The sequence below is a fragment of the Kitasatospora sp. NPDC033851 genome (assembly GCF_055576085.1).
On sequence record NZ_JBVIRL010000024.1, the window covers coordinates 40,684 to 48,617 of the forward strand.

Sequence of the window (7,934 nt, forward strand, 5' to 3'; positions counted from 1 at the left end):
CCGAGGGCGACCGGTGGGGCGAATCCCGAGGTCAGTGCACGAAACGGCGCATCAGCCGGTCCAGTTCCGCGGCCGGGTCGGCGGTGATGCCGCCGTGCACCGGGCTGGGCTGGACGATCGCGCTGCGCGGCGCGGTGAGCCAGCCGAAGCGGGTCCGGGCGGTGCCGCCGGCGGCGGGGCCGGCGGCCCGGTCGCCGGTGCAGATCGCGCGGATCGCCTCCAGGGCCCCCGCGACGGCCACGACGTCGACCTCGGGGTCGAGGGCGCGCAGCCGCGCCTCGTCGAGGTGGATCGCGGCGCCGAGGTAGTCGGCCTCCTTGCAGTACAGCAGCGCGCCGACGTTGATCCGCTCGCCGCGGTCGACGCGGGGAACGGCGTACAGCAGCGCGTAGTCGAATCCGATGGACGGGGTCGTCTCAGTGCTCATGCCGGCCACCAGCCGCGCTCGCCGGCGCAACGGGCCGTGAGGTAGTCGCAGTAGCGCTCCCGCAGCACGTCGGGTTCGAGGCCGTTCGCGGAGTTCATGCCCAGGAGGAAGTGGTCGGGCACCATCCCGACGACCTCCTCGACGGTCTCGCGGGTCACCAGGGCCGCCAGTTCTGCGTCCAGGTCCCGGAGCTTCGCGTCGGAGACCTCGGACACCGGCTCGCTCAGGACGTGCGAGTCCATCGGGTACTTGCGGTTGGCCCAGGCGTCCACGGCCGGCCACGAGTGCTGGAAGATCAGCGCGGCGCCGTGGTCGATCGCCCACAACTGCCGGTGCCAGATCAGCAGGTTGGGGTTGGACCAGGTGCGGTCCACGTTGGCCGTCAGCGCGTCCAGCCAGTAGATCCGGGCGGCCTCCTCGGCTGGCGGCTGCCACTTGATGCCGTCGTAGTTCACCGAGCCGGGCAGGAAGTCCATGCCCAGGTTCTGGCCGGTGCTCGCCAGCAACAGGGCCTGGACCTCCTGGTCCGCCTCGCGGCGGGCCAGTTCGGGGTCTATGTCGAGGAGGACCAGCTCGGGAACCCGGATGCCCAGGCGCCGTCCGAGCTCGCCGCACACGACCTCCGCGACCAGGGCCGCGCTGCCCTGACCGGCCCCCCTGAACTTGACCACATAGGTGCCGTCGTTGTCGGCCTCGACGATGCCGGGTAGTGAGCCGCCCTCGCGCAGGGCGGTCACATACTGCGTGCCTTTCACGTTCCGTAACATGCTGGGCACCCTACTGGGGGCGGTGGTGTGCTCCAAAGTGCCGGCCGAATCCTCGCCGTCGGCCCGGGAGTTCGCGGTCGCGGCGGCCGACCGGCCGACCCGTTCCCCGGTGAATTCCCGAGCCGGCGGGCGTGGCTGGATTGTTGTCCCCGTCGATGGTTTTCGGCCGATCTCCGGGCAGGGCCGGACGGACCCCTCCGACGACGGTGGCCGGGTGATCCGTTCCGACCGACACCGCGATCGGTCGTAAGGCGGGGTGAAATGACCGTGCATCAGCTGGTCAGCCATCAGAAACGCCTGGTGGGGGCCCTGATGGAGAAAGATCGAAATAACCGGAATGAAATCCGCCGATGTGGGGAAGGCCTTGTCCGGTCCACCTGTCGAACGGGTGTCCGTTCGGCGTGGCGTGCGGGCGCGTCGCCGACGACTCCCGTCGTGAACGAACTGACACCCCTTGCGGGTCGTGGACATGATCGTTCATGATGATCGGCGTCGGGGGGGCGAGACCACGGGGACGTGGGAGGCGCGATACGCCTCTACAGCCGCCGACTGTTCTTCTTCGACGGGTTCCACGAATCGTGCGCGGGCGGTTTGCCGCGCAGCCTCGGAGCCCGCGCGACGACACATCAGGGACGGGGGATGTGGTGAACCGGCGCTGCCGAGAGATGTCATGCGCATGTCCGGAGGTGGGAGTCGGCGGTACGGAGCCGGACCCCCTCCTGCCGCCCGTCCCGGCCACCGGGAGGCCGGCGTGCTGAGCCGGTCGGTCGTCCTGGGGCTCCCCTCGCTGTCCGTCGGCGGACTGTCGGAGAACTGGCTGCTGCGCGAGGCCGGCGACCTCCACTGGGAGCTGATCGGCAATCACTTCGGCAGCAAGGTCGCCGACCTGGCGGACGGCGACGGCACCAGACTGCTGCCCGCCTTCGTCCGGGTCCGGCTCACCGCCGCCGACTCCCTGCGGTTCTTCGCCGAGCACGACCGGGGGCAGCTCGACGGCACCCTCGCCAGGCTGGACGACCAGGCCTTCGTCAGCGACGTCCGGTTCGCCACCGCCACCTCGCACGTCGAGGCCCGGCTGCTCACCTCCTTCGTCCGCAGGGGCGCGGGCAACTGGCTCTCGCCCGGCGCCCCGCGCAACCCGGGGCGGGCGCCGGTGGCCCAGCCGACCGCCGAACACCTGGAGTTCCAGGCCGAGTTCCGCGCCAGGAACGGGCTCGGCCCCGGTGCCGGCCCCGGGTTGTTCCAGGACACCTACGAGCTCAACCCGTTCGCCGACGTCAACGCGGCCGGACTGCTCTACTTCGCCTCGTACCCGCACATCAACGACCGGGGCGAGCGCAAGTACCTGCAGTCGCTCGCGCCGGGAGGGGAGTGGGCCGTCGAGGCCTGCACCCTCAGCCGGGACATCCTCTACCTGGGCAACTGCGGCATCGAGGACTCGGTGCGCTACCGGCTGGACGAGTGCCGCTTCGAGTCGGACCACCGCGCCGTGCTCACCTCGACCCTGCTTCGGGAACGCGACGGCCGGCCGCTCGCCCGGATCGAGACCGTCAAGCGCCTCGTCCACCCCGGTGTCTTCGCCGGCCTCTGGGACGGCGGGACGGCCTGGACCGGGACCGCCGCACCGGCGCCGGCGCCGGCCCCGGCTCCGGCTCCGGCGCCCGCCGCGTCCGTCCCCGACGACCTGGAGGCCGACCTCCTGCCGCTGCTGGAGGACGTGCTCGCCCGGCCCGCCGGCTCGCTGACCGCCGAGGACGACCTGCGCCCGTTCGGGCTGGACAGCCTGGCGCTGTCGGAGCTCGCCGCCCGGGCCGAGGACGACCTCGGGCTCGAACTCGACCCCAGCACCATGTTCCAGGCGTTCACGGCCGCCGCCATGGCCCGCGTGCTGCGCGGCGAGCGACCGGCGGCCGCGACCGGCCCGGTGACCACCGCGCCCCGCGACCCGTCGGCGCCGATCGCCGTGGTCGGCATGGCCGGCCGGTTCCCCGGCGCGGAGAGCGTCACCGAGCTGTGGGACCTGCTCGGCCGGGACGTGGACGCCGTCCGCGACATCCCGCTCGACCGGTGGGACACCGCCGCCCACCCCGACGTGGTGGGCAGGGCGGCCCTGCTCGACGACATCCGCCGCTTCGACCACGAGTTCTTCGGCATCAGCCCGCGCGAGGCGGCGCTGATGGACCCCCAGCAGCGGCTGCTCCTGGAAACCGCCTGGGCCACCGCCGAGGACGCCGGCTGGGACCCGACCGCACTGGCCGGCACCCGCACCGGCGTCTACGCGGGCGTCTGCCACTCGGACTACGCCGCCGTCCTCGCCGAGCACGCCGGCCGCGACGAACCGCACCTGAGCGTCGCCGTGTCGCCGTCCCTGGTGGCCAACCGCGTCTCGTACGCCCTCGGGCTGCGCGGCCCCAGCGTCGCCGTGGACACCCTCTGCTCCTCCTCCCTGGTCGCCGTCGCCCAGGCCGTCGCCGCGCTGCGCGCCGGCGAGTGCGACCAGGCCTTCGTCGGCGGCGTCAACGTGCTGTGCGACCCGGCCCGGCAGAACGCCTACCAGCGCACCGGCGTGCTGAGCCCGCGCGGCCGCTGCCACACCTTCGACGACGACGCGGACGGCTACGTCCGGGGCGAGGGCGTGTGCGCCCTGCTGCTCAAGCCGCTGGACCGGGCCCTGGCCGACGGGGACCGCGTGCACGCGGTGATCCGCGGCGTGGCCGTCAACCACGGCGGACAGGCCCAGTCCTTCACCGCGCCCAACCCGGAGGCCCAGGCCGACCTGCTGGTCGCCGCGCACACCGAGGCGGGCGTCGACCCGGCGACGATCGGCTACCTGGAGGCGCACGGCACCGGCACGCGCCTCGGCGACCCGATCGAGGTCTCCGGGATGGTCGCCGCGTTCGAGCGCCTCTACGACGCCTGGGGTCACCCGGGCCCGGAGCGGCCGCACTGCGGCGTCGGCTCGCTCAAGACCAACATCGGCCACCTGGAGGCCGCCGCCGGGATCGCGGGCATGATCAAGGTGATCCTGGCCATGCGCCACCGCACGATTCCGGCCACCCGCAACATCACCCGGCCGAACCGGATGATCAAGGTCGAGGGTTCCCCGCTGCGGCTCCAGCGGGAGCGCGGCCCCTGGGAGGAGCCGACCGGCGGCGGCCCCCGCCGGGCCGGCGTCAGCTCCTTCGGCATGGGCGGCACCAACGCGCACGTCGTGCTGGAGGAGGCCCCCGCGGCGCCGGCCGACCGGCCGCTCGACGGCCCGGTGGTCGTCCCCGTCTCGGCCCGCACCCCGCAGGCGCTGCGCGCCGCCGTGGCCGCGCTGCTCGCCGTGGTGCGCTCGCCGGACGCCCCGCCGCTCGCCTCCATCGCCCGGACGATGCGCACCGGGCGTGCCGCCCTGGCGCACCGCGTCGCCGTGGAGGCCACCGACCTCGCCGGACTCGCCGAGGGGCTCGCCACCGTCTTCGACCGCGAGCCCGCCGCGGAGCGGGAGTCGACCACCCCGGACGCCCCGCCGGTCTCGCTGCCGACCTACCCGTTCAGCCGCGACCGGCACTGGGTGGCGCCCACGGCCGGCGCCGAGTTCCTCACCACCACCTGGGAGGACGCGCCCGCCCCGCCGACCGTCCCCGCCGGTCGCCTCCTGGCGGTGACCGCCGACCGGGAGCTCGCCCGCCGGGTGCTCGGCGAGCAGGCCGTCGTGCACGTCCCGGGGGAGCCGCTGACCGACCCGGCGGGCCTGGCCGGGATCGTCGACCTGGTCGACTGGAGCGAGCCCGGCACCCGGGTGACCGAACGGATCGCGCTGCTCCAGCAGGTACTCGCCGCCAACACCCGGTCCGGACTGCGCTGCGTCCACGTGAGCGGCGCCGAGCGGTCCGTCCTCGCCGGGTTCTACCGGGCCCTGTCCGGCGAGTTCCCGGCCGTCCACTCACGGACCGTCCGGGTGGACGGCGACGACGACGCCCTCGCCGCCGCCCTGGCCACCGAGACGGCCGCGGTCGACCGCGAGACCGAGCTGCGCCACACCGGCGGCCGGCGCCGCCGCCCGGTGGCCGGGTTCGCGCCGGCCGCCACCGGCGCCGACCCGCTCACCGGGCTGGACCGCGGCGCGACGGTGATCACCGGCGGCCTCGGCGGGATCGGCCTGCGCCTGGCGGCCCACCTGGCCGACCGCGGCGCCCGGCACCTCGTGCTGCTCGGCCGCTCCCGGATGCCCGCCCGCAACCGGTGGGCGTCCCTGCTCGCGGACCCGGCCACCGACCCGGTGCTGCGCGCCCGGCTCACCGCGCTGACCGCGCTGGTCGAGCGCGGGGTGACGCTGACCGTGCGCACCGACGCGCTCGACGACGCGGCCCGGCTGCGCCGGCTGTTCGGCCAGGTCAGGAAGCAGTCCGGGGAGATCGTCGCCGCCTTCCACTGCGCCGGCGTGATGGACCGTCCGACCTCCTTCCTGGCCCGCGGGGCCGAGGAGATCGCCCGGGTGCTGCGGCCCAAGACCGACGGACTGCGGGTGCTCCGGTCCGCCTTCGGCGGGCAGCCGCCGAAGCTCCTGGTGCTGTTCTCCTCGGTGGCGGCCGCCTCGCCGCGGCTGGCGGCGGGCTACCTGGACTACGCGGCGGCGAACACCGCGCTGGACGACTTCGCCGAGGCCCGGGCCGACGAGCCCGGCTGGGTGGTGCGCTCGCTGCGCTGGCCGCTGTGGCGCGAGGTGGGGATGGGGGCCGACCGCACCAGTGCCAGCGCCGCGCTCGGCGTCCCCGACGTGGACGGGACGGACGCGCTGCGGCTGTTCGACCTCGCCCTGCGGGTGCCCGACGGGGCGGTGCTGCTGCCGTGCCTCGTGGAGCGCTCGTCGGTGGCCACGGCGGAGCTGTACCTGGCGCCGCAGCCGGCCGCCCCCGCGCAGCCGGCCCAGGCCACGCCGGTCACCCCGGCGGCCCCTGCGGCCGCGCCGGACCTCGGCTGGCTGTTCGCCGTCGTGGCCCGGACGACCAGGGTCGACCCCGCGCTGCTGGGGCCCGACACGACGCTCGGCGACGTCGGCGTGGACTCGCTGCTGATGGCCGAACTGGTGCGGGCGCTCGAAGCCGAGCTCGGCGACGTGGTCGACCCGAGCCTGCTGCAGGAGCACCCGACCCTCGGCGGGCTCGCCGCCGCCCTCGGCGCTCCGGCCGCCGCTCCCGCCGCTGTCGCTCCGTCACCCGCCGCTGCCGCCCCGAGCGCGACCCTCGCGCTCGCCCCCGCTCCCGCTGTCGCTGCCGCACCCGTTCCCGCTGCGGCCACCGGGCGTCCGACGCCCATCGCCGTGATCGGCATGGGCTGCCGCCTGCCCGGCGCGAGCGACCCGGACGGGCTCTGGCAGGCCCTGCTGGCCGGCCGTGACCTCGTCACCGACGTCCCGGCCGACCGCTGGGACACCACCGGGCTCTACCACCCGGACGGCGGCCACGGGCGCAGCCAGAGCAAGTGGGGCGGGTTCCTCGACGACGCCGACCTGTTCGACCCCGGCTACTTCGGTTTCGACGACGAGACCGCACGGCACCTGGACCCGCTGGTGCGCAAGACCCTCGAGGTCTCGGTGGAGGCCGTCCGGGACGCCGGGTACACCGACGCCGAGCTGCGCGGGCGTCCGGTCGGCGTGTTCGTGGGCGCCCGCACCGGCAACCACCGCCTGCACCTCCAGCCGCCGAAGCGCGAGTACATCGTCGGCGTGAACCAGAACTTCGTGGCCGCGCACGTCTCGCACTTCCTCGACCTCACCGGCCCCAACCTCGTGGTCGACAGCGCCTGTTCGTCCTCGCTGGTGAGCATCCACCTGGCGGCCCAGAGCCTGGCCTCGGGCGAGTCGTCGATGGCCCTGGCCGGCGGGGTCGACCTCCTCTTCGACGAGGAGCCGTACCTCATGCTCAGCGCCGGCAAGGCGCTGTCCCCCAGCGGCCGCTGCCGCACCTTCGACGAGTCCGCCGACGGGCTGGTGCCCGGCGAGGGCGCCGGGATGGTGCTGCTGAAGCGGCTGGACGACGCGCTGCGCGACGGCGACCGGGTGCTCGCGGTGCTGGAGTCCTCGGGCGTCAACAACGACGGCCGGACGATGGGGTACACCACACCGAACGGCCGCGCCCAGCGCTCCCTGGTCTCCGACGTGCTCACCCGCGGCGGAATCGACGCCCGGACGATCGGGTACGTCGAGGCCCACGGCACCGGCACGATGATCGGTGACCCGATCGAGCTCCAGGCGCTCACCGCCGTCCACCGCGCCCACACCCAGGACCGCGGCTACTGCGGGATCGGCAGCATCAAGAGCTCGATGGGACACCTGCTCAGCGCCGCCGGCGTCGCCGGGTTCATCAAGGCCGTGCAGACCCTGCGGCACGGCACGCTCGTGCCCACCCTGCACTGCCACCGCCCGAACCCGCGGTTCGCCTTCGCCGAGTCGCCGTTCTTCCCGGTGACCGAGGTCGCGGACCTGCCCGCCGGAAGCCGGGTCGCGGTGAGCGCCTTCGGCTTCGGCGGGACCAACGCCCACGCCGTCCTCGGCGCCGGCACGCCCGGAGAGCCCGGGCGCCCCCCGCTGCCGCCCCCCGCCTACCGTCGCCGCCGGTTCTGGCACCGGCCCGCCGCCGCCGTGACCACCCCGGCCCCGCGCAGGTCTGCCCGGCTCGACCTGACGCTCACCTAATCCGGCGCGCCCGCCCGCCGCCCGCCGAGCCGAACCGCCGATCACCAGGAGAGAACAC

Annotated in this window: 3 protein-coding genes; 1 reads left to right on the forward strand and 2 read right to left on the reverse strand. The window is 74.7% G+C overall.

The features are described from left to right. Positions 1-31: 31 nt before the first annotated feature. Together ACZ51D_RS33830 and ACZ51D_RS33835 are read right to left on the reverse strand one after the other, a co-directional pair. Positions 32-427, reverse strand: a complete 396-nt coding sequence (locus ACZ51D_RS33830) for a DUF3037 domain-containing protein (RefSeq protein ID WP_391492856.1) — start codon at positions 425-427, stop codon at positions 32-34. Then, the gene (locus tag ACZ51D_RS33835; RefSeq protein WP_465624036.1) at positions 424-1,182 is read right to left on the reverse strand and encodes a HipA family kinase; all 759 of its coding nucleotides are present in this window, start codon (positions 1,180-1,182) and stop codon (positions 424-426) included. The genes ACZ51D_RS33830 and ACZ51D_RS33835 overlap by 4 nt, the downstream gene beginning before the upstream one ends. 763 nt (positions 1,183-1,945) lie before the next feature. Here ACZ51D_RS33835 and ACZ51D_RS33840 point away from each other — a divergent pair. Continuing rightward, complete coding sequence (locus ACZ51D_RS33840; protein ID WP_465664394.1) at positions 1,946-7,876, forward strand: beta-ketoacyl synthase N-terminal-like domain-containing protein; 5,931 nt, start codon at positions 1,946-1,948, stop codon at positions 7,874-7,876. The last annotated feature ends 58 nt before the right edge of the window (positions 7,877-7,934 follow it).

Bases quoted from the DNA above. Each gene is read 5' to 3' on its own strand.
- ACZ51D_RS33830 (WP_391492856.1), bottom strand. From the start codon at position 427: ATGAGCACTGAGACGACCCCGTCCATCGGATTCGACTACGCGCTGCTG.